Annotated in this window: 27 protein-coding genes; 8 read left to right on the forward strand and 19 right to left on the reverse strand. The window is 68.8% G+C overall.

Features of this window, described 5'->3' with window-relative positions:
• Positions 1-38: 38 nt before the first annotated feature.
• From ACIRG5_RS18180 to ACIRG5_RS18190, 3 genes are all read left to right on the forward strand, one after another.
• Entirely contained in the window at positions 39-377 is a 339-nt protein-coding gene (locus ACIRG5_RS18180; protein WP_319977590.1) for a hypothetical protein, read from the forward strand.
• A gap of 25 nt (positions 378-402) precedes the next feature.
• Positions 403-1116, forward strand: a complete 714-nt coding sequence (locus ACIRG5_RS18185) for a lysophospholipid acyltransferase family protein (RefSeq protein ID WP_319977591.1) — start codon at positions 403-405, stop codon at positions 1114-1116.
• Positions 1117-1182: 66 nt separating this feature from the next.
• Positions 1183-1626 (forward strand): RICIN domain-containing protein, encoded by a 444-nt coding sequence (locus ACIRG5_RS18190; protein WP_402905917.1) that lies wholly within the window; start codon positions 1183-1185, stop codon positions 1624-1626.
• Positions 1627-1797: 171 nt separating this feature from the next.
• Here the strand turns inward: ACIRG5_RS18190 and smc are convergent, their stop codons facing one another.
• The 4 genes from smc to ACIRG5_RS18210 are packed head-to-tail and all read right to left on the reverse strand — an operon-like array spanning position 1798 to position 7019.
• Entirely contained in the window at positions 1798-5514 is a 3717-nt protein-coding gene (gene smc / locus ACIRG5_RS18195; RefSeq protein ID WP_402905919.1) for a chromosome segregation protein SMC, read from the reverse strand.
• 60 nt (positions 5515-5574) lie between these two features.
• Positions 5575-6210: an anti-sigma factor family protein gene (locus tag ACIRG5_RS18200; protein ID WP_402905921.1), complete on the reverse strand. Its 636-nt coding sequence runs from the start codon at positions 6208-6210 to the stop codon at positions 5575-5577.
• Positions 6207-6713: a sigma-70 family RNA polymerase sigma factor gene (locus ACIRG5_RS18205; protein ID WP_093593275.1), complete on the reverse strand. Its 507-nt coding sequence runs from the start codon at positions 6711-6713 to the stop codon at positions 6207-6209. Before ACIRG5_RS18205 ends, ACIRG5_RS18200 begins: the two co-directional genes overlap by 4 nt.
• Before the next feature lie 33 nt (positions 6714-6746).
• Positions 6747-7019 carry an acylphosphatase gene (locus tag ACIRG5_RS18210; RefSeq protein ID WP_402905923.1) on the reverse strand — a complete coding sequence of 91 codons (273 nt, stop codon included), beginning with the start codon at positions 7017-7019 and terminating at the stop codon, positions 6747-6749.
• A gap of 81 nt (positions 7020-7100) precedes the next feature.
• Between ACIRG5_RS18210 and ACIRG5_RS18215 the strand changes: the two genes are divergently transcribed.
• Positions 7101-7838 carry a CAP domain-containing protein gene (locus tag ACIRG5_RS18215; protein WP_402905925.1) on the forward strand — a complete coding sequence of 246 codons (738 nt, stop codon included), beginning with the start codon at positions 7101-7103 and terminating at the stop codon, positions 7836-7838.
• A gap of 60 nt (positions 7839-7898) precedes the next feature.
• Here ACIRG5_RS18215 and ACIRG5_RS18220 read toward each other — a convergent pair whose 3' ends face one another.
• On the reverse strand, positions 7899-8246 hold the full coding sequence (locus ACIRG5_RS18220) for a hypothetical protein (RefSeq protein WP_402905927.1): 348 nt from the start codon (positions 8244-8246) through the stop codon (positions 7899-7901).
• A 222-nt stretch (positions 8247-8468) separates the two neighbouring features.
• Between ACIRG5_RS18220 and ACIRG5_RS18225 the strand changes: the two genes are divergently transcribed.
• A complete protein-coding gene (locus ACIRG5_RS18225; protein WP_402905929.1) occupies positions 8469-8966 on the forward strand; it encodes a hypothetical protein in 498 nt (165 codons plus the stop codon).
• Between the two features lie 216 nt (positions 8967-9182).
• On the opposite strand, the gene ACIRG5_RS18230 is transcribed toward ACIRG5_RS18225, so the two are convergent.
• Complete coding sequence (locus ACIRG5_RS18230) at positions 9183-9863, reverse strand: response regulator (protein ID WP_402905931.1); 681 nt, start codon at positions 9861-9863, stop codon at positions 9183-9185.
• A complete protein-coding gene (locus ACIRG5_RS18235) occupies positions 9860-12349 on the reverse strand; it encodes a DUF4118 domain-containing protein (RefSeq protein WP_402905933.1) in 2490 nt (829 codons plus the stop codon). The genes ACIRG5_RS18230 and ACIRG5_RS18235 overlap by 4 nt, the downstream gene beginning before the upstream one ends.
• 330 nt (positions 12350-12679) lie before the next feature.
• On the opposite strand from ACIRG5_RS18235, the gene ACIRG5_RS18240 reads away from it, so the two are divergent.
• Positions 12680-13120, forward strand: coding sequence for a MarR family transcriptional regulator (locus ACIRG5_RS18240; protein ID WP_319977601.1), 441 nt, complete (start codon positions 12680-12682; stop codon positions 13118-13120).
• 34 nt (positions 13121-13154) lie between these two features.
• Here the strand turns inward: ACIRG5_RS18240 and ACIRG5_RS18245 are convergent, their stop codons facing one another.
• From ACIRG5_RS18245 to ACIRG5_RS18280, 8 genes are all read right to left on the reverse strand, one after another.
• Positions 13155-14261, reverse strand: a complete 1107-nt coding sequence (locus ACIRG5_RS18245; RefSeq protein WP_402905935.1) for a DUF1700 domain-containing protein — start codon at positions 14259-14261, stop codon at positions 13155-13157.
• Positions 14258-14584 (reverse strand): PadR family transcriptional regulator, encoded by a 327-nt coding sequence (locus ACIRG5_RS18250; protein WP_089917641.1) that lies wholly within the window; start codon positions 14582-14584, stop codon positions 14258-14260. The genes ACIRG5_RS18245 and ACIRG5_RS18250 overlap by 4 nt, the downstream gene beginning before the upstream one ends.
• Positions 14585-14753: 169 nt before the next feature.
• Positions 14754-15611: a bifunctional DNA-formamidopyrimidine glycosylase/DNA-(apurinic or apyrimidinic site) lyase gene (gene mutM / locus ACIRG5_RS18255; protein ID WP_402905937.1), complete on the reverse strand. Its 858-nt coding sequence runs from the start codon at positions 15609-15611 to the stop codon at positions 14754-14756.
• 1 nt (position 15612) lies between these two features.
• The gene (locus ACIRG5_RS18260) at positions 15613-15813 is read right to left on the reverse strand and encodes a hypothetical protein (RefSeq protein ID WP_093593249.1); all 201 of its coding nucleotides are present in this window, start codon (positions 15811-15813) and stop codon (positions 15613-15615) included.
• 8 nt (positions 15814-15821) lie between these two features.
• On the reverse strand, positions 15822-16625 hold the full coding sequence (rnc, locus tag ACIRG5_RS18265) for a ribonuclease III (protein WP_402906211.1): 804 nt from the start codon (positions 16623-16625) through the stop codon (positions 15822-15824).
• Between the two features lie 16 nt (positions 16626-16641).
• Complete coding sequence (rpmF, locus tag ACIRG5_RS18270) at positions 16642-16824, reverse strand: 50S ribosomal protein L32 (protein ID WP_030467958.1); 183 nt, start codon at positions 16822-16824, stop codon at positions 16642-16644.
• Positions 16825-16826: 2 nt separating this feature from the next.
• The gene (locus ACIRG5_RS18275) at positions 16827-17408 is read right to left on the reverse strand and encodes a YceD family protein (RefSeq protein WP_319977613.1); all 582 of its coding nucleotides are present in this window, start codon (positions 17406-17408) and stop codon (positions 16827-16829) included.
• A 137-nt stretch (positions 17409-17545) separates the two neighbouring features.
• Positions 17546-18262 carry a DivIVA domain-containing protein gene (locus tag ACIRG5_RS18280; RefSeq protein WP_402905939.1) on the reverse strand — a complete coding sequence of 239 codons (717 nt, stop codon included), beginning with the start codon at positions 18260-18262 and terminating at the stop codon, positions 17546-17548.
• A gap of 121 nt (positions 18263-18383) precedes the next feature.
• Here ACIRG5_RS18280 and ACIRG5_RS18285 point away from each other — a divergent pair, with 121 nt between their 5' ends.
• Positions 18384-18824, forward strand: coding sequence for a GNAT family N-acetyltransferase (locus ACIRG5_RS18285; protein ID WP_402906213.1), 441 nt, complete (start codon positions 18384-18386; stop codon positions 18822-18824).
• Between the two features lie 8 nt (positions 18825-18832).
• On the opposite strand, the gene coaD is transcribed toward ACIRG5_RS18285, so the two are convergent.
• The 4 genes from coaD to ACIRG5_RS18305 all read right to left on the reverse strand — a co-directional run bounded on the left by coaD (position 18833) and on the right by ACIRG5_RS18305 (position 24525).
• Entirely contained in the window at positions 18833-19315 is a 483-nt protein-coding gene (gene coaD / locus ACIRG5_RS18290) for a pantetheine-phosphate adenylyltransferase (protein WP_402905941.1), read from the reverse strand.
• Between the two features lie 53 nt (positions 19316-19368).
• Complete coding sequence (rsmD, locus tag ACIRG5_RS18295) at positions 19369-19923, reverse strand: 16S rRNA (guanine(966)-N(2))-methyltransferase RsmD (protein WP_402905942.1); 555 nt, start codon at positions 19921-19923, stop codon at positions 19369-19371.
• A gap of 25 nt (positions 19924-19948) precedes the next feature.
• On the reverse strand, positions 19949-21022 hold the full coding sequence (locus ACIRG5_RS18300; protein ID WP_402905943.1) for an MBL fold metallo-hydrolase: 1074 nt from the start codon (positions 21020-21022) through the stop codon (positions 19949-19951).
• A gap of 125 nt (positions 21023-21147) precedes the next feature.
• Entirely contained in the window at positions 21148-24525 is a 3378-nt protein-coding gene (locus tag ACIRG5_RS18305; RefSeq protein ID WP_402905945.1) for a pyruvate carboxylase, read from the reverse strand.
• Positions 24526-24844: 319 nt separating this feature from the next.
• Between ACIRG5_RS18305 and ACIRG5_RS18310 the strand changes: the two genes are divergently transcribed.
• Positions 24845-26119 (forward strand): hypothetical protein, encoded by a 1275-nt coding sequence (locus ACIRG5_RS18310; RefSeq protein ID WP_402905947.1) that lies wholly within the window; start codon positions 24845-24847, stop codon positions 26117-26119.
• The last annotated feature ends 5 nt before the right edge of the window (positions 26120-26124 follow it).

Below are 26124 nucleotides of genomic sequence, written 5' to 3' on the forward strand. Positions count from 1 at the left end.
GGCTTGCAGGGCAGGTGAGGGTGGGGGACTCTTCTACGGTGAGTGAGGAAACGATCCAACTCGATCTCAACGAATCCGGGGTGGCCGTCGACCTGCCCTTGCCGCCGAACATCCGGGACGGTGTCCAGGGAGTTCCGTATCGGCCGGTCGAATTCCGAGACGATGATCTTCCGTCAGCTCTGGAACGTGCTGCCGCCTGGTTGCGGCAGACCCAGGACTGGCTGGGCGAACCCGTGGACGTGATCGCAGTTCATCTCGACTACGACGACACGCACGGCAACCCGTACTACGACCTCAAGTTGCTCTGCAACGACGAGGACCTGGCGGGCGTGCCGAAGATCATGCGAGAACACGAAGGGGCTCCTACCGGCCAGTAGGTTCCCTAGGCTACCGTTCGGAAGCATGTCGGATCGCGTATATCCCCCGGTGATCGCCGCAGCGAAGCTCATGTTCAAGGTGCTCGACGTGCGGCTCACCGTGGAGGGGGCGCACCACGTCCCGCGCACTGGTGGAGCGGTGCTGGCGTCGAACCACGTCAGCTACCTCGACTTCATCTTCGCGGGATACGGGGCGCATCCCTCGGGGCGCCTCACGCGGTTCATGGCGAAGCACGAGATCTTCGCCAACAAGATCGCAGGCCCGCTCATGCGCGGCATGCACCACATCCCCGTCGACCGGAGCGCGGGCCAGGCCTCCTACCAGCAGGCCCTGTCCGCGCTCCGCACCGGCGAGGTGGTCGGGATCTTCCCCGAGGCCACCATCAGCCGTTCGTTCACGGTCAAGGACATCAAGTCCGGCGCGAACCGCCTGGCCCACGAGGCCGGCGTGCCGATCATCCCCGTCGCGCTGTGGGGCACCCAGCGACTGTGGACCAAGGGCCGTCCCAAGGACCTGACCCAGCGGCACGTGCCGGTCACCATCCTCATCGGCGAGCCGTTCGAGCCTTCCCCCGGTGACTCCGGCGACGACGTGCTGCGCAAGCGCATGCAGGACCTGCTGGACACCGCGCAGGCCTCCTACCCGACCGAGCCGGGCGCCTGGTGGGCGCCGGCGCACCTCGGCGGCACCGCACCCACGCCGGAACAGGCCGCCAGACTGGACTCGCGCGGCGCCTGAAAAAGGTTTCTCCAAGACACCCTTGCGAGGCTGGTTCCTTACCGACCACCTCGATCGGGGGACTCGATGAAGATCAGACGTGCGGCGCTGCTGCTCGCGGTGATGACGTTGCTCATGGGGCTGACGCCCGCCGCCCAGGCGGACGTGACCTGGGTGATGAAGTCCAGGTTCAACAACTACTGCCTGGACTACAACCCCACCGACGGCGTGCACACGCGACCGTGCAACGGCGGTGACTTCCAGCGTTGGGATCCGACCTACTACTCGGACGGCTCGACCAGGTACATGAACGTCGCCACCAAGATGTGCCTGGACGCCAGCGAGTACGGCGTGCGCGGGTGGGGGTGCAACGACCTGAACTACCAGCGCTGGACGCGCAGTTCGTTCAACGCCACGGAGTTCCAGCTGTTGCACCAGCGCAGCAACCACTGCCTCGACATGAGCGAGTACGGCGTGCGGACCGTCGGCTGCAACGGCGGAATGTGGCAGCGCTGGGTCAGGGTCAACTGACTGATCAACCTCCGACCTGGCGATACAAGGTTTCCACAAGCATCGGCCGGCAGAGTGGTCGGTGCGCGCCTGAAGCGATGAGGTGGAACTGGGGGATCTCATCCCCTCAGGCGCGTAGAGGCCGCGGCCGGGGCTGGTCAAAGCCCCCCAGGCACCGCTCCGGCCGCCCTCTCAGGCCTCTGCGTCCGCCGGTTCGACCGGTTCGGGCGAAGGTTCCGCCACGGGCTCCACGGGCTCCGTCGGCTCCGCAGTCTGCACCGGCTCCGCGATCTCCGTCGGCTCCGCCGCCGCGACGGGTTTCGCCGCCGCACGCGCGGACACCTCGCTGGACGTGCGCAGCCGCTGCGAGATCACCTGCGAGATGCCGTCACCGCGCATCGAGACGCCGTACAGGGCGTCCGCGATCTCCATGGTCGGCTTCTGGTGCGTGATGATCAGCAGCTGCGACTTCTCCCGCAGCTGCTCGAACAGGGTGATCAACCGGTGCAGGTTCGTGTCGTCCAGCGCGGCCTCGACCTCGTCCATCACGTAGAACGGTGAGGGGCGGGCGCGGAAGATCGCGACCAGCATCGCGACCGCGGCCAGCGACTTCTCGCCACCGGAGAGCAGCGACAGGCGCTTGACCTTCTTGCCGGGCGGGCGGGCCTCCAGCTCGATGCCGGTGGTCAGCATGTCGTCGGGCTCGGTCAGCACCAGGCGGCCTTCGCCGCCGGGGAACAGGACCTTGAAGACGACCTCGAACTCGCGCGCCACGTCCTCGTAGGCCAGCGTGAAGACCTCGAGGATCTTGTCGTCGACCTCCTTCACGACGGTGAGCAGGTCGCGGCGGGTGTCCTTGATGTCCTCCAGCTGCGTGGAGAGGAACTTGTAGCGCTCCTCCAGCGCCGCGAACTCCTCCAGCGCCAGCGGGTTCACCTTGCCCAGCAACGACATGTCGCGCTCGGCACGCTTGGCGCGACGCAGCTGGGTGTCGCGGTCGAACGGCATCGGCTGCGGCTCGGAGACCTGCTCGCCGCGTTCCTTGGCGGCCTGGTACTCCGCCATCTCGGCGGCCGAGGCGGGCACCATGACGTCGGGCCCGTACTCGTTGGTCAGGTCTTCCAGGCCGATGCCGAAGTCCTCGGCGATCTTCGTTTCCAGCTGCTCGATGCGCATGCGCTGCTCGGCGCGCAGGACCTCGTCGCGGTGCACGGCGTCGACGAGCTTCTCCAGCTCGCCGGACATCTCGCGCACCAGGTTGCGCACCTGTGTGAGCAGGAGTTCGTGCTGCGAACGGCGTTCCTGGGCCTGGTCGCGCTCACGGGTGGCACGGGCCAGCGAGATCTCGATGCGTTCCAGCGCCTGCTCACCGCCGCGAGCGACGGCCTTCGCCACCACGGCGCCGCGGGCGCGGTGCTGGGTCGCGCGGGCATGGCGTTCGCGTGCCTCACGCTCGGCGCGCGCGGCCCGACGGAGGCCCTCTGCTTTGCCCTGCAACGCCCGTGCGCGCTCTTCCGCGGTGCGCTGCACCAGACGTGCGTCCATCTCGCCCTGACGGGCCTGAGCGAGCTCTGCGGCCAGTTCGTCGCGCTGCTCGGTGTCCGGCTCGTCGTCGAGGGTCTGCTCCTCCTCGGCCATCAGCAGCCGCTCTTCGAGCTCGCCCAGCTTCAGCAGGGCTTCCTCACGCGACCGCTCGACCTTGGCGCGCTGCTCGGTGATGCGGCTGACCTCGGCCTCCGCGGAGCGCACCGCCGTGGCCATCCGGTTCAGCCGCTCGCCGGAGCGGGCCTGGCGGACCTTGGCCTCCTGCATGGCCTCCTTGACCGCGTCGAGCACCTTGCGGCGGGCCTGCTGCTCGGCGCGGGCGCCTTCCAGCGCGGCCGAAGCGTGCTCCAGCGCCCGTTCTGCGGTCGCGAGCTGCTCCTGCGCCTCGTCGACGGCGGCCTGCACCTCGATGACGCTCTGGCCCTGGGCACCCGAGCCGCCGACGGCCCAGTCCGTGCCGAAGAGGTCGCCCTCCCGGGTCACCGCGCGGCCGTGGAACCCGGCAGCGGTGTCCAGATCTCCGACCACGGCAAGGCGATCGAGCGCGCGGGCCAACGCCGGACGCAACGCCTCGGGCGCGTGCACGACGTCGATCGCCCACCTCGCACCGTGCGGCAGGTGTCCCCACTGGCTCGTGTCCACAGCGGACCCGTGCGAGCCGATCAGCACGCCCGCGCGGCCGCCGTCCTTCTCCTTCAACAGCTTCAGCGCCTGCAGCGCGCCGTCGCCGGACGACACCGCGACGGCGTCGGCGATCGGGCCGAGCGCGGCGGCCAGCGCCACCTCGAAACCGGGCTCGACGGTCAGCAGCGCGGCGACGGAACCCAGCAGGCCGGGCACGTCCGACGCGAGCAGCGCGCCCGCTCCGTCCTTGCGCGTCAGGCCCAGCGAGAGGGCGTCGACACGGGCTCGCCACGACGCGATGTCGCGTTCTGCGGTGCGTTCTGCCTTGACCAGCTCCTCGACGCGCTGCCTGGCCGCGTCGTTGGACTGCACGGCCTGGCGGTGGCGTTCGTCGAGGCCGTGGTCGTCCTCGTCCTCGGTGCCGGTGATCTCGCGGGCCTCGGCCAGTTCCATCGACGCGAACTCGACGCGTTCGGAGGCCTCGGACAGCGTGACTGACAGTCGTTCGATCTCCTCGGCGGTCGCGCTCGTCTTGCTGCGCAACGCTTCCACCTGACCGGACAGGCGGGCGAGGCCCTCGCGGCGGTCGGCGATCGCGCGGACGGCGGCGATGTGCGCCTTCTCCGCCTGCGAGACCATGCGCTCCAGCTCGGCACGCGTCTCCACGGCCTCCGCCAGCGCGATGCGGGCCTCGGTCACGCCTTCCTGGAGCTCCAGCTCCATCTCGGCGGTCTCCTCGGCCTCGCGGTCGAGGTCGTCCGGGTCGCGGCCCCTGCTGGGGGCGTCCACGACGTCGGACAGGTGACGGGCTCGTTCGGCGGCGAGGCGCACGGTGCCGCGGAGGCGTTCCTCCAAAGCGGACAGCCGGTACCAGGTGTCCTGCGCGGCCTGCAGCTTCGGCGCGTCGGCGGCGACCCGCTCCTCCAGCTCGTTCTGCTGGTACTGCGCGGCCTGCAACGACTTCTCGACCTCGGCGCGGCGCACGCGGGCCTTCGCCTCGTCGTGCTCCTCCTGCGCGATGGTCTCGCGCTGCGTCACCAGGTCGTGGGCGAGCAGGCGGAGTTTGCTGTCCCGCAGCTCGGACTGGACGACCTGCGCGCGGCGGGCGATCTCGGCCTGCTTGCCGAGAGGCTTGAGCTGGCGGCGCAGTTCCGCGGTGAGGTCGGTGAGGCGCGTCAGGTTCGCCTGCATCGCCTCCAGCTTGCGCAGCGCCTTTTCCTTGCGCTTGCGGTGCTTCAGGACGCCGGCGGCCTCTTCGATGAACGCGCGCCGTTCCTCCGGTTTGGACTCGAGGATCGCGGCGAGCTGGCCCTGACCGACGATCACGTGCATCTCGCGGCCGATGCCGGAGTCCGAAAGCAACTCCTGGATGTCCATCAGGCGGCAGGAGTTGCCGTTGATCTCGTACTCGGTGGCACCCTCGCGGAACATGCGGCGGGTGATCGACACCTCGGTGTACTCGATCGGCAGCATGCCGTCGGCGTTGTCGATCGTCAGCGTCACCTCGGCGCGGCCGAGCGGCGCGCGGCCGGACGTGCCGGCGAAGATGACGTCCTCCATCTTGCCGCCGCGCAGGTCCTTGGCGCCCTGCGTGCCCATCACCCAGCGCAGCGCGTCGAGCACGTTGGACTTGCCGGACCCGTTGGGACCGACCACACAGGTGATGCCGGGCTCGAAGCGCAGCGTGGTAGCCGAGGCGAAGGACTTGAAGCCCTTCAGCGTCAGGCTCTTGAGATGCACGCGGGGCAGAGTACCCAAGCGCTTGCGGGTGATGCGGGACGCGTGGGTTGACCTGCGCGTCTATGGACGGAGAGTAACCAACAGCCCGCTTTCGTCGGACACCTCCATGCGTTCGATCTGGTCGACCTTGAACGACGTCGAACCGGGAATTCGCTCGTCAGGCTCGTGGTCGGACCCCCACCAGCCGCCGACCTCCCGCTGGCCCTGCCGGTCGAACACGATGACCTTGCAGCGCGCGCCGGGCCTGACCTCGCCGAGCTTGAACCACATCTCGGTGCCCCAGGTCTTCGAGACCATCGACACCTCGCCGTTCACACCGCTGGCGGCGTCCTTGGCGGCCCAGGTCGGCGTGGGCGGCTGGGACGACGAGGACGGCGCCGCTGTGTCCCGCGACGGCGTCTGCCGCAGGAGGAAACCGCCCCCGACCAGCGCGAGGAGGACGAGGACAGCCGCGCACGCGATCAGCACCCGGCGCTGGTCGTGCTTCGGCGCCGGCGGGCTGGCGGGGATCTCGTCGAGGTTCTCGACGTCCTCCAGGGTCAGGCGGCCGAGCAGGCCCGGCAGCGGGGCCAGCCGCAGCATCTCGGCCTGGCAGCAGTCGCAGGTGCCGAGGTGACGTTCGAACGCGGCTCGTTCCTTGAGGTCGAGCGAGCCGAAGAGATAGGCGCCGACGTCGACGGTGTGCTGGCAGCTCACGCCTCGGTCACCCCTCTTTCCTCCAGCGCGTCGCGCAGCGCCCGCAGTGCGTAGAAGCAGCGCGACTTGACCGTGCCCGGCGGGATGCCGAGCGTCTTGGCGGCCTCCGCGACGGTGCGGCGGCGGTAGTAGAGCTCGATGACGACCGTCCGGTGCTCTGGCGTGAGCGCCCGCAGCGCCGACGCGATCTGCCACGTCTGCAGCACGTGTTCGACCTGGTCGCTGACCGGCGGCAGGTCCACCGGTTCGAGCGGCACCTCGGTCGCGCGTGCGTTGCGGCGGCGGTAGCCGGAGATCACCAGGTTCTTCGCGACCGTGTAGAGCCACGGCGCCGCGTCGTCCGGTTTCAACTCCTCGTGGTGCCGCCACGCGCGGAGCAGGGTCTCCTGCACGACGTCCTCTGCCTGCTGATAGTCGCCATCGACCAGCCGCAGCACGTAGTGCAGCAGCGGGCCTCTCCAGCGGTCGTACAGCTGGATGAGGACGTCTTCCGAGGAGTCCACGATCTCCTACTACGCCATCCCTCCGAGAACGGTTCAGCGCTCGACGAACCCGGTCAGATCACCCCTGGCGTCCGACCACTGCTCACCGACAGATTCGACGTGTCCGGGGGTTTCACCCGAACGGAGAGCATTCAGCAGTTGTTCACAGTTCTCCCGCGAACCCTCGGCAACGACCTCGACCCGCCCGTCAGGCCTGTTCGAAGCACTCCCGACCAGGCCCAGTTCTAGTGCCCTGGCTCGCGTCCACCAGCGAAAACCAACACCCTGAACCCGTCCTCGCACCCACGCGTTTAGTCGCACGTCCACCTCCGAATGGTTGCGTAGTCACGCCAGGTGACCGAAGACGCACTCTGGGGTTGTCACCCATTAGTGGTACGGTCCCGGCTCGTGAGTGCCCGCAGCCTCTTACTCGGCCTGCTGATCGGTGCAACCGGAATCGGCGGCCTCGCCCTCTCCGGTACCTCCCCTCTCGGCATCGGTTTCACCAATGCCGCGCAGCAGGAGACCACTGACGCAGCGAACCAGTTCGGAACGGGCAACGCCGCCGCACCCAACGGCAACAGACCGCAGTCCGACGGCGGCAACGCCGACACCGGCGCCCCCGCCTCCCAGACGTCCTCCTCGGTGCCCGCCACCTCGGCGACGTCCGAGACGCCTTCCTCCACGCCTTCGACGCCGGCGTCCCCGTCCACCACGACGCCACCCCCCGAGGCGCCGAACCCGCCCGCTCAGCCGCCCGCGCAGCAGCCGACCGGCCAGACGCCGGAGCAGGCCGTGCTCGCGCTCACGAACGACGCCCGTGCCGCGGCGGGGTGCAAGGCCCTCGTGATCGACGACCGCATCACGACCGCCGCGCAGGCCCACAGCACGGACATGGCGACCAAGAAGTACTTCTCCCACACGTCGCAGGACGGCAGGACGTTCGACGTGCGGATGAAGGAAGCCGGCTACCCGAAGCCGGGCGGCGAGAACATCGCGATGGGCTACCCGACCGCCGCGGCGGTCGTGGACGGCTGGATGAAGTCCACCGGTCACCGCCAGAACATCGAGAACTGCAGCTTCACCACGATGGGCGTGGGACTGGACACCCGTGGCAACTACTGGACCCAGAACTTCGGCCGCTGACCGTTCGAGCAGGGGAAACTTCGTGTACGAGAGCCCGGAACCGGACTCGCGCTCGCGCTTCTACCGAGGTGCGCCGCAGGTCGTCCTAGCCGCCTCAGGCGTCGTGCTGGCGACCGTCTTCGCCGCCGTCGCCTCCTTCGCCGCAGGCTCCGACAGCGCCTCCGAGTCACCGGCGACCCAGCCGCCGCGCAAGGAGGCCGTGCGCGACGCCCTGAGCATCGTCCCGACCTCCGCGCCGACCACGACCGTCGAACAGACGTCGTCGGCCCCGGAGACCACCACCGCCACCTCGGCGACCACGACGACGAAGAAGCAGACGCGCGTCACGACCATCACGCGTCCCGACGGCACCACGACGACGGTCACGACCGACGACCCGCCGCAGAACACGCCGTCGAGCCCGGACAAGCCCTCTACCCCTTCGAATCCCCCTTCGACGCCTTCCACTCCGCCGTCCGACCCCAACCCGCCGGGGTCGTCCTCAACGACGCCGACGTCCTAGGGTTACGCCCGTCACCGCCAAGTGACGCAGAGCTACACGAAGGTGTGGCTCTGCTGAGGCGAAGGTTCGTTTCCGCCGATAACTCGAACGCAAGTCCATCCGACCGGGTTTCCCCCGAGGAGCGAGTGGTGTTCGAGGAAGATCATCCGCAGTCACCGACAGAGCAGGCCCAGCCGAAGAAGCGCATGGGCACGGCAGTGATGCTGGCTGCGGGCGGCGTGGTCGTGGCGACCCTGTTCGCCACCGTGGCCTCCATGCTGGCCGCCTCCGGCCGTGAAGCGAGCCCGGAACGCACGTCCGCCGACGTCGTGCAGACCATCACGAGCGTCGCCCCCGACGGCAGCACCAGCACCGTGGTGGTCACCGTGTCCTCCGGCGCCCCGAAGCCGTCGTCCGCACCGGACCGCAAACAGGCCGCCCGCCCGCAGGACCAGCCGAAGCCGGGCACGCCCGACCAGCCGCAGCTGACCACCGACCCGGCGAAGCCGACCAAGCCGACGCAGAGCACCCCGCCGCCGTCTCAGACCGAGCCGCCGTCGTCGACCTCTTCGTCCTCGACGTCCCCGTCGACCGAGCCGCCGTCGTCCTCGTCGTCGAGCACGCCTCCGCCGGACCCGAAGCCCTAGTCCGGGACAGTCCTGAGCGTGGCGAACGCCAGCACGCTCGCAGCATCCGCCTGACCGATCGGCAGCGCCGTGCGCGCCAACAAACGCACAGCAGGTTCAACGAACCGAACGCGGCCCGGTTGAGCCCTCGCCAACCGGGCCGCGGACCGAACTCGGCAGCGCGCCCGGCCTCCGCATCAACTCGGCGAGGAGGCGCACCCGAACGGCTCCCATTCGTCACAGCTCGAACCGGTACCCCATGCCGGGCTCGGTGAGCAGGTGCCGCGGCCGCGCGGGCTCCGGCTCCAGCTTCCGCCGCAGCTGCGCCAGGTACACCCGCAGGTAGTGCGTCTCCTTCTCGTACGCGGGCCCCCACACGTCCCGCAGCAGCTGTTTCTGCGCGACGAGCTTTCCCGCGTTGCGTGCGAGCACCTCCAGCAGGCCCCACTCGGTGGGCGTGAGGTGGACCTCGACGCCGTCCTTGAGCACGCGCTTCGCCGCCAGGTCGACGGTGAACGAGGCCGTCTTCACGATCGGCTCGTCCTCGGGGCCCGCTGCGGCCGAGCGGCGGACGGCGGCGCGCAGGCGGGCGAGGAGTTCATCCATGCCGAATGGTTTTGTCACGTAGTCGTCGGCGCCGGCGTCGAGGGCGTCGACCTTGTCGGTCGAGTCGGTGCGGGCGGACAGCACGATGATCGGGAGGCTGGTCCAGCCCCGCAGGCCCGCGATGACGTCGGTGCCGTCCATGTCGGGCAGGCCCAGGTCCAGTACCACCACGTCTGGCTTGCCGTCTGCCGCCAGGCGGAGGGCCGTGGTGCCGTCAGGGGCTGTGAGGACCTCGTAGCCGCGGGCCGAGAGGTTGATCCGCAGGGCGCGCACGATCTGCGGCTCGTCGTCGACCACCAGTACTTTTGTCACGCGACCCTCTCCTCTGCGGGGAGTGAGATCACCACGGTGAGGCCGCCACCGGGTGTGTCCTCCATGGTGATCGTGCCTCCCATCGCCTCGGTGAAGCCCTTCGCCACGCTCAGACCGAGACCAACGCCACCCGGCGTGCGGTCGCCCAGGCGCTGGAAAGGGGCGAAGACCTGGTCCGCCGTGCCGCTGGGCAGGCCTCGGCCGTGGTCGACGACGCGCAGCTCCACCTCGGAGCCGTGGGCCGATGCTCGCAGCGCCACCGCGCCGGCGTAACGCAGGGCGTTGCCGACGACGTTCGCGATCACTCGTTCGAGCAGGCCCACGTCGGCACGCACGGGCGGCAGTGACTCCGGGACGTCGACCTCGATGTCGCCGGGCTGGCCGACCAGGGCCCGCGCGACGGCCTCGTAGTAGTCGACGGCGCGGAACTGCGGTTCCACGGCGCCCGTGGCGAGGCGGGAGGAGTCGAGAAGGTTGTCGACGAGGCCGGTGAGCCGGTCCGCCGACTCCTCGACCGCCTCCAGCAACTCGGCCGTGTCGGAGTCCGAGAGTTGCAGCTCCGGGTCGCGCAACGAGCCCACGGAGGCCTTGATCGACGTCAGCGGCGTGCGGAGGTCGTGGCCGACGGCGGACAGCAACGCGGTGCGCAGCTCCGTGCGGGAGGCCTGGCGCTGGGCTTCGAGGGTCTGCTCTGTCATGCGTTGCTGCCTCAGCGCGAGCAACGCCTGGCCCGCGGCCGCTTCGAGGACTCGGCGGTCGGACGCCGGCAGCGAACGGCCGCGCAGCGCCAGGTGCACTTCCGGGGTCACGGCGATGTCGACGTCCGCGTCGTCGGGCTCGTCGCACGGGCTGATGCCGACGCACGCGACGCGTTCCCAGGAGCCGTCGACTCGTTCCAACAGCGCGACGGACGTCAGTCCGAAGTTCTCCTTCACCTTCTCCAACAGCCGTGTGAGCGGATACGGGTTCGTCAGCACGGTGCGCGCGTACGACGCGAGGAGCGTGGCCTCGGTGCGAGCGCGCGCTGCCTGGGTCGCGCGGCGAGCGGCGCGGTCCACCACCAACGCCGTGGAGACGCCCACGATGATCATCGCGAAGAAGGTGAGCACGTTCTGCTGGGCGTCGATGGTGAACGTGTAGAAGGGCTCGGTGAAGAAGAAGTTCAGCAGCAACGCGTTGATCAGCGCGGCGGCGATCGCGGGGCCGAGCCCGCCGACGATCGCGACGACCAGCGTGACCAGCAGGTAGCCGATGACGTTCGTGGAGAAGTTCAGGCCGCTGCGCAGCGACGCGCCGGCCGCGGTGACCAGCGCGGGACCGGCGACCGCGAGGAACCAGCCCCAGGCGAGCCTGCCCGGCTTCAACGGGCTGCCCGCGAACCGGGCACGCCAGCCGTTGGTCGTCGCCGGGTGCGTGACCATGTGAACGTCTATCGCGCCGGACTCCTGCACGACTGTGGAGCCGATACCTGCCGAGAACACGCGCGCGAACCGCGAACGGCGCGAGGTGCCGACCACGAGCTGTGTGGCGTTGACGCCCCGTGAGAACTCCAGCAGTGCCGTCGGCACGTCATCGCCTACGACGGTGTGGAACGTGGCACCGACGTCCTCGGCGAGCTTGCGGTACTTCTGCAGTGAGTGTGGATCGGCGCCCGCGAGGCCATCACCACGAAGGACGTGCACGACCAGAAGGTCACCACCCGCGCGCGTGGCGATGCGACGCGCGCGACGGATGAGAGTCTCGCTCTCCGCGCCACCGGTGATCGCGACGACGACGCGTTCACGCGTCTCCCATGTGTCGGTGATCTGCTGCTCGGTCCGGTAGCGCAGCAACGCGACGTCGACCTGGTCGGCGACCCACAGCAACGCCAGTTCGCGCAGCGCCGTGAGGTTTCCGACGCGGAAGTAGTTGCCGAGCGCGGCGTCGATCTTGTTCGCCGCGTAGACGTCACCGTGCGCGAGCCGGCGGCGCAGCGCTTCCGGCGTGAGGTCGACGAGCTGCGTCTGGTCGGCTTTGCGCACGACCTCGTCGGGCACCGTTTCCTTCTGCGGCACGCCGGTTATGCGGTGAACGACGTCGTTGAGCGATTCCAGGTGCTGAATGTTGACTGTCGACAGCACATCAATCCCGGCTTCGAGGAGTTCCTCGACGTCTTGCCACCTCTTTGCATTACGGGATCCCGGCGCGTTCGTGTGGGCCAGTTCGTCGACCACAGCAAGCTGCGGCGCACGCGCCAGCACGGCGTCCACGTCCATCTCGGTGAGTTCGACGCCGCGGTGCGCGGAGTGCCTGCGCGCGACGTTTTCCAGGCCTTCGACCAGTTCGGCGGTCTTCGCACGGCCGTGGGTCTCCACAAATCCGATGACCACATCTGTGCCGCGTTCCCGCCTGCGGTGCGCCTCACCGAGCATGGCGAACGTCTTGCCTACGCCGGGAGCGGCGCCGAGATGGATGCGAAGCTCGCCACGTCGGGGTTTCGGACTCACCGGCCCAGTCTGCTCCTGACCTGACGTGGACCGTTCGGTGGTATGCGCTGCGCCACACGGCGAAACGAGTGCGCCTTCCCACAGTTCTGTCAGGAGATCTGTCTCGTTGAATCATGCTTCAGCACGGCGCCCGTTCGAGTGAGCTGCGCTGCGCTTTTTACGCCGTTTACCAGCACATTTAAGTGTGTCAGACGCGCGCCGTGACACCCCGCGTCACCACAACGGCCGAATGGGTTATCGGCAGTTGGCGGATAGCGCGCGGAGCGTGAATGAGGGAAAGTGCCAGGGTTCGTGTCCGAATTCGGACAATCACATGCGCGCGGAGAAACGATGCCCACCACCGTCACCAACCACGAGGCACTTCAACTCGTGGTGGCCGTGCACCGGCTGGTGCGAAGTCTTCGGCAGGCCGCTCCGGCCCGCCGTTTGCAACCCACCCAGTTATTGGTGCTGTCAGAACTGAGCGCCCACGGCCCGATGCGGATCGGCGAGATCGCGGTGCGCGCCCTGTGTTCGCAGCCGACCGCCACAACCGTCGTGACCAGCCTGGAGTCCACCGGCCTCGTCCGTCGCGAGCCAGATGCCGCCGACGGCAGAGCAACGATAGTCGTGCTCACCGAAGTCGGTCGCGAGACGATCCTGTCGCTCGCTCACGGCGAAGCCGAACTATTGAGTGAAAGAATGTCCGAACTTTCGCCAGAAGACAGAGAACACCTGCGCTCGGCCATGCCGGTTTTGCGGGGCCTGGCCGAACCACAGCAGAACAAGTAGGAGCGGGACCCCCCGACGGGCCCCGCTCCTACGTTTACTTGCTGGGTGACACGGAAGTGGGTGGCACCGAGCTCGAAGGTGCGCTTCCAGAACTCGACGGTGGTGTACTCGCCGTTGATGACGGAGCGGACACGCTCGGTGCCACCGTGTAACAAACACCGTTTTGGTAGTCGATCTTCGCCCGCGGATAGCGGTTAGCCGGAATCACCGGCTCAGGCCCGTTACCGGGCTCGTTGCAGCTGTTGTAGCTTCGCGGCGCGTTGATGGGCTGGCCGTCCTGGTCGTACAACAGCACGTTCGTGAGCAGCTTGCCGTTCTCGTCGTACGCGTAGATGTTCTCGTACGTCTCGACCATCGGCTGCGGGTAGGACGAGCGCGACGACGAGCCGTACGCCAGCTGGTTCGCCGTCACGTCGATCACCTGGAAGAGCAGCCCCACGGCCAGCGCCGACGCGGGCAGGCTGAACCACAGCCACCGCCGGTCGATCTTGGCGCGCGGCCCGGCGAACACCGACACCACCGCGATCGCGGCGAGCGCCAGGAACCCGAGGATGTCGCGACCGGCGAGCAGCACCGCCCCGAGCCCGAGCAGACCGGCCCGGATCAACCACCACGCGGGCTGCAGCGACTTCAGGTAGGTCAGCGCCCGTTCCGCCGGCGTCCCCTGCTCCGGCGTCAGCCACTTCTTCAACCGGTGCGTCTCCGGCAGGTTCATGATCTCCTGCTGGAGCGGCCCGCGGTCGTGCACCAGTGCGAGGCTGAGCACCAGGATCACCCCGGGCAGCAGCAGAATCGCCGGCTCCCGCAACGCCGCCGCCCCCGCCAGCAGCGTGACACCGGTGGCGGCCACGAGCCCCCACGCGGCGGCCCGAGGCCTGGTCAGCCAGCCGCCCTTCGTGGTGACCGGCAACCGTTCGGTCTTCGGCGGATACCCGGCCGCCTGCCGCAGTTCCTGCGCGTACTGGTCAGGAGACCCGAGCCGCCGCTCCAGCGTCTCGTCCTCACCGAGTTCCGTGGACAGTTCGGCGACGTGCGCCTCGACGTCCTCCATGATCTCGGCGACCTCGTTGGGCGGCAGGTCGTCGAGGGCGGCACGCATCCCGGCCAGGTAGTGCTCGACACCGAGCGCTTGGGTGTTCATGCTGCGACCTCCTCGAGCAGGCCGTCCAGCGTGCTGGCGAACGACCTCCACGTCTCCCTCGACTCAGCCAGGCGCGCCCGCCCGGTCTCGTTGATGCTGTAGTACTTGCGGTGCGGGCCTTCTTCGCTCGGCACCACGTACGAGGTCAGCATCCCCGCGTTGTAGAGCCGCCGCAGCGTGCCGTACACCGACGCGTCACCCACTTCGTTCAGTCCCCCGGCGCGCAGTCTGCGCACCACGTCATACCCGTACCCGTCGTCCTTGCGCAGAACCGCAAGCACGGCCAGGTCCAGCACCCCTTTGAGCAGTTGACTGGTGTCCATCGGCCCTCCGACCCCACTGTTGCGCCGTGGACGGTACTACGCAGTGCGCAGTACTGTCCAACGCGCGTTACGGCTTCGAGATTTGAGACGCCGAGCAAGGTTTTGACTACAGGACGCTCAAGCGCGTGCGCCGGTTGTCACCGGGGGCGCGAGCAGGGGAAGAAGAGCCTCAAGCCCTGGGGCGAGGCTGGCAACGCGGGCACGAGTACGAGGAGCGGTTCATGAACGGCTCTCGGATCATCGACGCACCACACCGCTTGCACGGCCGATTTTCCTGGCCATATGCGTTCAAGGAGCGGTCGAAGTACCCGGACTGCCCGTTGATGTTGACGTACAGGGCGTCGAACGAGGTTCCGCCCTGGCCGAGCGCCTCACGCATCACGTCGGTGGCGTGGTCCAGCAGTTCGGCGGCCTTGACCTTGGCCAGCTTGTCCGTCATCCGGGTGCCGTGCAGCTTCGCGCGCCACAGGGCCTCGTCGGCGTAGATGTTGCCGATACCGGACACGAGGGTCTGGTCCAGCAAAGCGCGCTTGACCTCGGTGTGACGCAGGCGCAACGCGCGCACGGCAGCATCACGGGAGAACAAGGGGTCCATGGGGTCGCGAGCGATGTGCGCGACGGAGTCGGGGACCAGGGTGCCGTCGACCTCGACCAACTCGGCCAGAGCGAGGCCGCCGAAGGTGCGTTGATCAACGAAACGGAGTTCGGGTCCGCCGTCGTCGAACGTGAAACGGACGCGCAGATGCTTCTCGTCGGGGGCCGACGAGGGTTGGACGAGCATTTGGCCGCTCATGCCCAGGTGCGCGAGCATGGCGGCCTTGTCGGCCAGTTCGACCCAGAGGTACTTGCCGCGGCGCTTGGCTGCCACCATCGGTTGCGAGACCAAGCGCGCGCAGAAGTCCAAGGAACCCAGGTCGTGCCGGCGGATGGCGCGTGGGTGCAACACCTCTACCGAGGAGATGACCCGGCCGGCGACGTGGGCTTCGAGGCCGAGGCGTACTACCTCGACCTCTGGGAGTTCGGGCACGTCAGGCTTCGGACTTGCCCTCGTCGACGGGCTGCGCCTCGATCACGGCGGCCTGCGGCTTGGTGGGCTTGAGCACCCACACACCCGCGCGGCTCGTGTCCCTGACCAGCACAAGTCCCTGGATTCCTCCGCTGCGGGAGGTGTTCACCGGCCCGCGATTGGTGCGCGTGCGGCGGTTCGTGCGGTTCCTGGTCGCATACATTTGCGGTCTCAGTCTTCCTCGGTTGGGGAGATCCCTGGCGTCACCGAGGCGCCATTCTGTCCGTTCTTGGCCACGACCGACTCCTGCTCGGCCTTGGCCCGTTCCGACAGAACATGATAAGCCGCTTCGGCGGCTTTCTGCTCGGCTTCCTTCTTGGTGCGCCCATCACCCTTGCCGTAGGGCTGGCCACCGACGAGCACCGTGGCGGTGAACTCCTTGCGGTGGTCCGGCCCCTGGTCGTCCACGCGGTACTCCGGGACGCCGAGACTGGCTTGAGCGGTGAGCTCCTGCAGGCTTGTCTTCCAGTCCAGTCCAGCACCCAAAAGCGGAGCTTTGGCCAAGAGCGGATCGAACAGCCGGTGAACGAACGTTCGTGCGGTATCGATACCGAACTGCAGGTACACCGCACCGATGACGGCCTCGAGACCGTCAGCGAGAATGCTCGCCTTGTCCCTGCCCCCGGTCAGTTCTTCGCCACGACCGAGCAACAGGTGTGCACCGAGCCCGCCCTCACTCAGGTTGCGCGCGACGCCGGCCAGCGCGTGCATGTTGACCACGCTGGCACGGAGCTTCGCGAGCTGACCTTCTGGAAGGTCGGGATGAGTGCGGTAGAGGTGGTCGGTCACGACCAGCCCCAGTACCACGTCTCCCAGGAACTCGAGACGCTCGTTCGGCGGCAAGCCGCCGTTCTCGTACGCGTAAGACCTGTGGGTGAGCGACAGCACGAGCAGCTCGGCGTCCAACTGGACGCCGAGCGCTTCGAGCAGTTCCGCGCGGTCCGCTTGCGGTGCGCGCGGCGGCTTTCCCCCCACTACGTCGCCGAGGAGATCAGGCCGGCTGAGCGACCTGGCGGCCAGCGTACTGACCACAGGCCGGGCAGGCGACGTGCTGCGGCTTCGGCTGGCGGCAAGCCTTGTTGGAGCACGCCACCAGGTGCACGGCAGACGTCTTCCACTGGGAACGGCGCGCACGGGTGTTCGAACGCGACATTTTCCGCTTCGGGACGGCCACGACTACTTCTCCTCCGAGTTGTCATCGCTGAACCGCTCTTGCAACGCGGCCCAACGAGGGTCAATCGTCTCATGCCCGTGGTCGGGCCCGAGCTCCGCCCACCTGCCACCACACTCGGAGCAAAGCCCCTTGCAGTCCGGCTCGCAGAGCGGTGCCTGCGGCAGTGCGAGAACGATGGCGTCCCGCACCACAGGCTCGAGGTCGATCAGATCGTTGACGATCCGGCTGACCTCGTCTTCATCAGTGGTCGCCTCCGTGGTGCTGTCCGGCCAGGCGTAGAGCTCGGTGATCCGGACTTCAACCTCATCGGTGAGCGGCTCGAGACACCTCGAGCACTCCCCTTCGACCTTCGCGAACGCTGTCCCCGACACGAGCAGGCCCTCCACGACCGATTCGATCAGGAGGTCGAGCTCCACTTCCCCGTCCTCGGGCACCGCGATCACCCCGAGCAGCCCCACTCCAGCGCCGGGAACCGACCTCACGAAGGGTCGGCTGAGGCCGGCGCGACGGCCGATGTCCCTGGTGTCGATGACCCAGGGACCGGATGCTGTGGGACGCGTGGACGCGTGACGATGCTCAGTCATGATTTCGGGTTTTGCCGGCGGGGACCTACCACGTCCAGCCGGTCCAGGGTACGGGACGACGCCCCCGTGCGTGAAATCGGCAGGTGATCGCACCTGTCCGACGTAGCGCGAATCACACGTCCGGGCGAGCTGGTTCGTCAGGAACCGTAGTCGAACGGCGCCGCGGCACCCGCGACGGCCGGTCCGCGCAGGTGCGAACGGCCCTTGCCGACCGACCTGAGCGTGTGCGCGAGGAGGTCCTCGAAGTCCGCGAGCTTGCCGTCCACGTACGCGTCGCACTCCGACCGCAGCCGGATCGACTCGCTCTGGGCGGCGTCGAGCAGGCGTGCCGCCTCGGCGTGCGCCGCCCGGACGACCTCCTGCTCGTTGACGAGCCTCGCCTGCTCGGCGCGGCCGTCCTCGGTGGCGCGCTCGTAGTTCGCGCGGCCCGCCTGGATCATGCGCTCGGCCTCGGCGTGCGAGCGGCCCACCAGGTCGTCGTACTCCTGGCGACCGGCGGACACGGTCCGTTCGGCCTGATCCTCCGCCTCGGCGATCATCCGCTCGGCGCGGGCGCGCGCGTCGGACAGCATCGCCTCCGCTTCGGCCTGCGCCTCGGCGAGCATGCGGTCCGCGTCCGCGCGTGCCTTGGACACGCCCGACTCGGCCTCGTGCTTGGCCTTGCCGACGACCTCGTCGCGGTGGTCCAGCACGTCCTGCGCGTCGTCGAGTTCGGCAGGGATCGCGTCACGCACGTCGTCGAGCAGTTCGAGCACGTCGCCGCGCGGCACCACGCAGCCCGAGGTCATCGGTACTCCGCGCGCTTCCTCGACGATCGTGACGAGCTCGTCGAGTGCCTCGAACACCCGGTACACGTCTCACTCCCTAACCCCTGTGACTCCCACCCGCAAGTGTGCCCTGCCGATCTCCTCGGGAGAGGGAGATCGGCAGGGCGTGTCAGGATTTGCCCACATCCAGCCGGGGAGAAACGTGAAGATCACAATCAGGCGGGCCGTCGCCGCCGACGTCCACCCGATCGTGGCGATGCTGGCGGACGACCCGCTCGGCGCGCAGCGAGAGACGCCGGGCGATCCGGCCTACCTGAAGGCGTTCGAGGTGATCGACGCCGACCCGCACCAGTACCTGGCCGTGGCCGACGCCGGCGGTGAGGTCGTGGGCACGCTGCAGCTGACGTTCACGTCCGGCCTGTCGCGCCTGGGCATGACCCGTGCGACCGTCGAGGCCGTGCGGGTGCGTTCCGACCAGCGCGGCAACGGCCTCGGCGAGCACCTGATGAGGTGGGCGATCGACGAGGCGCGCGCACGCGGTTGCGGTGTGGTGCAGCTGACGACGGACGCATCGCGGGTGGACGCGCACCGGTTCTACGAACGGCTCGGGTTCACCGCGTCCCACGTAGGGATGAAGCTCGCGCTCTAGCGCGGCGACTACCTGGTCTCGGCGAGGCGCTGCTGCAGCCGCCGCTCGATGGACGCCGGCAGCAGCGTCGAGACGTCGCCGCCGTACGTCGCGACCTCCTTGACCAGCGAGGACGCCAGGTAGGAGTACTGCGGGCTGGCCTGCATGAACAGCGTGTCGACGCCGGTGAGCTGGTGGTTCATCTGCGCCATCTGCAGCTCGTAGTCGTAGTCGCTGACCGCGCGCAGGCCCTTCACGATGGCCTTGATGTTGTTCTCGCGGCAGTAGTCGACCAACAAGCCGTGCCACGAGTCCACGCGCACGTTGTCCCACTGCGCCGTGACCTCGATCAGCATCTCCTGGCGCTCTTCGACGTCGAACAAGGTTCGCTTGTTCTTGTTGATGAGCACGGCGACGACAACCTCTTCGAAGAGGTGCGCGGCTCTCCCGATGATGTCCAGGTGACCGTTGGTTACCGGGTCGTAGGAGCCGGGGTACACGGCACGCGTCATGCGCCGGACGTTAGCACCCGATCGGACGCCTCCAGGCGTGTCCGTGGTTCTCGTCACCCATCAGAACGCACCTGCGCCCAGTACACGGCCGTGTCGCCATAACGCTTGGCACGCAAGGATTCCACTTCTTCAGGCCAGGCTGGTTCGGCGCTTCGCGAAGCACGTTCCACGATCAAGATGGCGTCCCCGGCGAGCCTGGGCACGATCCCGCGGAGCACTTTGGCGAGCTCGTCGTCGCCCACGGCGTACGGAGGGTCGGCGAACACGACGTCGAACTTCTCCCCCTCGGCCGTGACGTACGCCTCGGCCGTGCGATTCACGACGGCCGTGTTCGCGAACCCGAGCTCCTTGGCGTTGCCCTTGAGGACGTCGGCGGCCCGCTTGTCCGACTCGACGAACGTCGCGTGCGCCGCACCCCGGCTGAGCGCCTCGAAGCCGAGCGCCCCCGACCCGGCGTACAGGTCGAGCACCTGCACGCCGTCGAGGTCGATCATCGCTTCGAGCGAGCTGAACAACGCTTCCCGCACGCGGTCGGACGTGGGGCGCGTGCCCTTGGGCGGGACCTTGAGCCTGCGGCCTCCCGCGGTCCCGGCAACGATTCGTGTCACCGGTCCATCGTCCCAGGTGCGCCTCTCAGGCGAGCGCCTGCCACCAGCCGTCGACCTCGGCCGGCTTGTCCACGTCCACCCGTTCACCGGGCCTCGGCACCGCGAGCTTCAGCCCGCTCGCCTTGATCTCCCGCCACACGCGGTCGATCGGCTCGCCCCACGGGTGCAGCGCGAGGTTGAACGTCGCCCAGTGCACCGGGATCAGCAGCTCGCCACCGAGATCCTTGAACGCCTGCACGCCTTCCTCCGGCGTCATGTGGATGTCCGCCCACGCGTCGTTGTAGGCGCCGACCTGCATCAGCACCACGTCGAACGGCCCGTGCTCCGCACCGATGGCCGCGTACCCCGGGAAGTAGCCGGTGTCGCCGCTGTAGAACACGGCACGCTCACCGCGCTTGATCACCCAGGACGCCCACAGCGTCACGTTGCGCTGCACCGAACGGCCGGAGAAGTGTTGCGCCGCAGTGCAAGTGAGCGTGAACCCGGCGACGGTGTGCGACTCGTCCCAGTCCAGTTCCACGACGCGGTCGGCCGGCACGTCCCAGCGGGCCAGGTGGGCGCCGAGCCCGAGCGGCACCACGAACACCGCGGACGTCCGGGCGGTCAGCGCCTGCACGGTCTCCATGTCGAGGTGGTCGTAGTGGTCGTGCGAGATCACGACGGCAGCGATGTCGGGCAAATCCGACAACTCGTGCGGAACCGGGTGCAGTCGCTTGGGACCGACGTGTGCGGACGGCGAGACGCGGTCGCTCCACACAGGATCGAGGAGCACGGCGGCGCCGTCGATCTCGATCAGCGCGGACGCGTGGCCGTACCAGGTGACGTGCAGTCCGTCGGTGACCGGCGTGGCGGGTCCCACCAGCGGTACCGCCACCGCCGGCTTGCGGTCCTGTCCACCGCGCACGAAGTCGCTGATCGAGAACGAGTCCCGGTCCGGGATCGTGCGGACTTCCTTGTCGTTGTGGAACTTCCCGTCGCGGTAGCGCGGCGAGCGCGACATGTGGACCGGATCCGGCTTCCCGCCGAGCTGCCGGGGCACGTCCTTCAACGCCCACGCCACGCCCGCCAGGCCGAGCAGTCCGGCCAACGCCTTCTTCATGTGCGAAACCCTCTTCCCCTGACTCCCGTGCCCGGTGCAACGCAGGGAATCGTCGTGGAGTTCCGCGTGCCCCGCACAGCGAAAGGGCCCGGCCTCGACGAGACCGGGCCCTTCACGAGACGGGGTTACTCCAGGACGATCAGGAGGTCGCCGCCCTCGACCTGCTGGGCGCCGCGCAACGCCAGGCGCCCGACGACACCCGCCTTCGGGGCGGTGATCGCGGCCTCCATCTTCATGGCCTCGATCGTCGCGACGGTCTGGCCGGCGTCGACGCGGTCGCCCTCGGCCACCGCCGCCGTCACCACGCCGGCGAACGGGGCCGCCACGTGGTTCGGGTTCGAGCGGTCGGCCTTCTCGGCGGCCGGGATGTCGGCGTCCACCGAACGGTCGCGGACCTGGATCGGGCGCAGCTGGCCGTTCATGGTCGCCATGACCGTGCGGATGCCCCGCGCGTCGGCCTCGGAGATCGCCTCCAGGCCGATCAGCAGCCGGACGCCCGGCTCCAGGTCGACGGAGTACTCCTCGCCGGGACGCAGGCCGTAGAAGAAGTCCTTGGAGCGCAACACCGACGTGTCGCCGTAGGCGTCGCGGTGCGTGCGGAACTCCTTGGTGGGCGCCGGGAACAGCAGCCTGTTCAACGTCGCCCGCCGGTCGTCGGCGAGGCCCGCCTCGTCCTCTGCGGACAGCTCCTCGACCGGCTTCGGGGCGGGACGGCCAACGAGTGCCTTGCTGCGGAACGGCTCCGGCCAGCCGCCGGGCGGGTCGCCCAGCTCACCGTGCAGGAAGCCGATCACCGAGGCCGGGATGTCGAACTTGCCGGGGTCCGCCTCGAAGTCCTTCGGTGCGACGCCCGCGCCCACGAGGTGCAGTGCGAGGTCACCGACGACCTTGGACGACGGCGTCACCTTCACGAGGTGGCCGAGCATGCGGTCGGCGGCCGCGTACATCGACTCGATCTCCTCGAACTTCTCGCCGAGACCGAGAGCGACGGCCTGCGTGCGCAGGTTCGAGAGCTGACCACCGGGGATCTCGTGGTGGTAGACGCGGCCGGTCGGGCCGGGGATGCCGGACTCGAACGGCGCGTAGATCTTGCGCACGGACTCCCAGTACGGCTCCAGGTCGCAGACGTTCTGGAGGTTCAGCCCCGTGGAGCGCTCGGTGTGGTCGGTCAGCGCCACGATCGACGACAGCGGCGGCTGCGAGGTCGTGCCCGCCATCGACGCGGTCGCGCCGTCGATCGCGTCCACACCCGCCTGGATCGCGGCCAGGTAGGTCGCGAGCTGGCCACCGGCCGTGTCGTGCGTGTGGAGGTGGACCGGGAGGTCGAACTCCTTGCGCAGCGCGGTGATCAGGCGCGACGCGGCGGGTGCCCGCAGCAGGCCGGCCATGTCCTTGACGCACAGCACGTGGGCGCCCGCGCCGACGATCTGCTCGGCGAGCTTGAGGTAGTAGTCCAGTGTGTACAGACGTTCGTCCGGATTGGACAGGTCGCTCGTGTAGCAGAGCGCGACCTCGGCGATCGCCGTCCCGGTCTCGCGCACGGCCTCGATCGCCGGGCGCATCTGCTCGACGTCGTTCAGCGCGTCGAAGATCCGGAAGATGTCGATGCCGGTGTCCGTCGCCTCCTGCACGAACGCCTTGGTGACCGCCTCGGGATACGGCGTGTATCCGACCGTGTTGCGGCCGCGCAGCAGCATCTGCAGGTTGATGTTCGGCACCGCTTCGCGCAACGACGCGAGGCGCTCCCACGGGTCCTCCGCGAGGAACCGCAGCGCCACGTCGTAGGTAGCGCCGCCCCAGCACTCCAGGGACAGCAGCTCCGGCGTCATGCGCGCGACGTGCGGCGCGACGGCGAGCAGGTCCTTGGTGCGCACTCGGGTGGCGAGCAGCGACTGGTGGGCGTCGCGGAACGTCGTGTCCGTGACGCCGACGGCCTTGCTCTCCCGCATCCACCGCGCGAAGCCCTCGGGGCCGAGCTCGACCAGCTTCTGCTTGGAGCCGGGGGCGGGCTCGGCGTTCAGGTCGATGACCGGCAGCTTCTCGCGCGGGTCGACCGCGGTCGGGCGGGGGCCGTTCGGGTGGTTGACCGTGACGTCCGCGAGGTAGGTCAGCAGGCGCGTGCCGCGGTCGGCCGAGTGGCGCGCCGTCAGCAGGTGCGGGCGCTTCTCGATGAATGACGTGGTGACGCGGCCCTCGTAGAAGTCCGGGTCGTCCAGCACGGCCTGGATGAACGGGATGTTCGTGGACACACCGCGGATGCGGAACTCCGCGATCGCACGGCGTGCACGGGCGACGGCGAGTTCGAAGGTGCGGCCGCGGCAGGTGAGCTTCACGAGCATCGAGTCGAAGTGCGGGCTGATGGCCATGCCGGCGCCCGCCGTACCGCCGTCGAGGCGGATGCCGGAACCACCGGGCGAGCGGTAGGCGCTGATCGTGCCGGTGTCCGGGCGGAACCCGTTGGCGGGGTCCTCCGTCGTGATGCGGCACTGCAGCGCCGCGCCGCGCAGCTGCACGGTCTCCTGGGACAGGCCCAGGTCGTCCAGCGTCTCGCCGGACGCGATGCGCATCTGCGACTGCACCAGGTCGACGTCGGTCACCTCTTCGGTGACCGTGTGCTCGACCTGGATGCGCGGGTTCATCTCGATGAAGACGTAGTGGCCCTGCGGGTCGAGCAGGAACTCGACGGTGCCGGCGTTGCGGTAGCCGATGTGCCTCGCGAACTTCACCGCGTCGGCGCAGATGCGGTCGCGCAGCTCGGGCGCGAGGTTCGGCGCGGGCGCGATCTCGATGACCTTCTGGTGGCGCCGCTGCACGGAGCAGTCGCGCTCGAAGAGGTGGATCACGTTGCCCTGGCCGTCGGCGAGGATCTGCACCTCGATGTGGCGCGGTTCGACCACGGCCTGTTCGAGGAACACAGTCGGGTCGCCGAACGCGGACTCCGCCTCGCGGGACGCGGCTTCGAGGGACTCGCGCAGCGCGGCCGGGTCGTCGACCTTGCGCATGCCGCGGCCACCACCACCGGCGACGGCCTTCACGAAGACCGGGAAGCGCATCGTCTTCGACGCCTCGAGCAGCGCGTCGATGTCGGAGGACGGCGGGCTCGACTCCAGCACCGGCAGCCCGGCCTCGCGGGCGGCGGCGATGGCGCGCGCCTTGTTGCCCGTCAGCTCCAGCACCTCGGCCACGGGGCCGATGAAGGTGAGACCTGCCTCACGGCACGCCATCGCGAGTTCCGGGTTCTCCGACAGGAAGCCGTAACCGGGGTAGATCGCGTCGGCGCCGGCCTTGCGGGCGGCCTTGATGATCTCCTCGACGGAGAGGTAGGCGCGGACGGGATGCCCGGGCTCACCGATCTCGTAGGACTCGTCCGCCTTCAACCGGTGCAGCGAGTTCCGGTCCTCGTGTGGGAAGACGGCGACCGTTCCCGCGCCCAGTTCGTAGGCGGCGCGGAACGCGCGAATCGCGATCTCGCCGCGGTTGGCGACAAGAACCTTGCGGAACATCCGTGCCCTCCCGGTGTTACTCGGCAGTCATCAGTCGTGGCACGTTACCGTGCGACTCTTGCCTGTTGGGAGGACTGTCCCACGTGATGGGTGTCATCCTGATCGGTCTTGCTCACACCAATTCTCGCGTGATGAGAGCAAAGTGGATACCCACCACCCGGTCAGACTGCGGCCGGTAGTGGGTTTAACCAGATCGAGTGACGATCTTCGCGACTATCTCGGTAGGGTGAGCCATATGGCCGGGGCTGATGGAGCCGGGCAGCCTACTGCCCGCACACCGCATTTCGACGTTGTCCTTCGTGGTTACAACCAGCGACAGGTGAACGAACGAGTCACCCGCTTGGAGTTCGACCTCAAGAACTCGAACCGCTCCCGTGACGCGGCCGCCGCGCAGGTGGGGGAGCTCACCAAGCTCCTCAACTCGATGCGCGCCGATCTCGACAAGACCAAGATCCAGCTCCAGAACCTCGCCAGCAGTCCCGTGAGCGCGTCGAACGTCACCGAGCGTGTGCGCGTGATGATGAGCCTGGCCGAGGAAGAGATCGCGGACATCCGCAAGGACGCCCTCGACAAGGCCGCCGCGACGCGCGGCGAGGCCGAGAGGTGGGCCGCGGAACAGCGCGACGCCCACCAGCGCCTGCTCGCCGAGACCGAGGCGCGCCGCAAGCAGCTCGAGATGAACTACCAGCAGCGCCACGCCGAGCTGGACCAGCAGACCGCCGGCCGCAGGTCCGAGCTGGAGGCCGAGCACTCGGCGTTGCAGGCGAAGCTCGCCGCCGAGCACGAGGCGCTGGTCGCGGAGGTGCGCGCGAACGGTGAGCGCGTCACCGCCGAGTTCGAGAAGAAGTCCGCGGACCTGGACGCCCACCGCGCCGAGCTCGACGCGAAGTACAAGGCGTACCACGACGAACTGGACAAGGAGTACGACGGACTCAAGGCGACGCTGACCGCCGAGCACCAGAAGGTGCTGGCGGACGCGCGGTCCGAGGCCGAGCGGATCTCCGCCGAGGCCGAGGTCAAGCGCGTCGAGACGCTGCAGAGGCTCGACGACGAGCTCAAGGCCAGGCAGGCGGAGGCGGAGAAGGCCCTCGCCGAACTCGAGGCCGAGTCGCTGGCGAAGGCCGAGAAGATCTCCTCCGAGGCGTCCGCACAGGCGATCGCCCTGGTCAGCGCGGCGGAGGAGAAGGCGGCGACCACCTTGCGCGTCTCCGAGGACAAGGCGACGACCACCGTCGCGGAGGCCGAGCAGAAGGCCGCGACCACCGTGCGCGAGGCCGACGAGAAGGCCGTCGCGCTCGTCCGCGACGCCGAGGCCAGGACGTCGGCACTGGTGCGCGAGGCCGAGGAGAGGTCAGCCGCGGCCGTCGCCGAGGCCGACCAGCGCGCGGCCGCCGCGTCCGAGAAGGAGTCGTCGTTGCGTTCGGCGCACGACAACCTCGCCACGCAGTTCCACGCCGCGCAGGCAGCGGTGGAGGCGGCGATGTCGGTGCTCAAGCCCCTGGAGGACGGCTCGGCGGACGAGGCCGACGCGGCCCCTGCCCCGGCTCGTGAGCAGAAGACCGAGCAGCTGCCGAAGCCGCGGCAGCAGGACTAGAGGGT

The organism is Lentzea sp. NPDC102401 (assembly GCF_044765805.1).
In the GTDB taxonomy this organism is placed as follows: Bacteria; Actinomycetota; Actinomycetes; order Mycobacteriales; family Pseudonocardiaceae; genus Lentzea; species Lentzea sokolovensis.

Coding starts and splice junctions, on each gene's coding strand:
- ACIRG5_RS18185 (WP_319977591.1), top strand. CDS start 403: ATGTCGGATCGCGTATATCCCCCGGTGATCGCCGCAGCGAAGCTCATG.
- ACIRG5_RS18190 (WP_402905917.1), top strand. CDS start 1,183: ATGAAGATCAGACGTGCGGCGCTGCTGCTCGCGGTGATGACGTTGCTC.
- ACIRG5_RS18240 (WP_319977601.1), top strand. CDS start 12,680: ATGCCCACCACCGTCACCAACCACGAGGCACTTCAACTCGTGGTGGCC.
- ACIRG5_RS18245 (WP_402905935.1), bottom strand. CDS start 14,261: ATGAACACCCAAGCGCTCGGTGTCGAGCACTACCTGGCCGGGATGCGT.
- ACIRG5_RS18250 (WP_089917641.1), bottom strand. CDS start 14,584: ATGGACACCAGTCAACTGCTCAAAGGGGTGCTGGACCTGGCCGTGCTT.
- ACIRG5_RS18260 (WP_093593249.1), bottom strand. CDS start 15,813: ATGTATGCGACCAGGAACCGCACGAACCGCCGCACGCGCACCAATCGC.
- ACIRG5_RS18275 (WP_319977613.1), bottom strand. CDS start 17,408: ATGACTGAGCATCGTCACGCGTCCACGCGTCCCACAGCATCCGGTCCC.
- coaD (WP_402905941.1), bottom strand. CDS start 19,315: ATGACGCGTGCCGTGTACCCCGGCTCCTACGACCCGGTAACCAACGGT.
- ACIRG5_RS18300 (WP_402905943.1), bottom strand. CDS start 21,022: ATGAAGAAGGCGTTGGCCGGACTGCTCGGCCTGGCGGGCGTGGCGTGG.
- ACIRG5_RS18305 (WP_402905945.1), bottom strand. CDS start 24,525: ATGTTCCGCAAGGTTCTTGTCGCCAACCGCGGCGAGATCGCGATTCGC.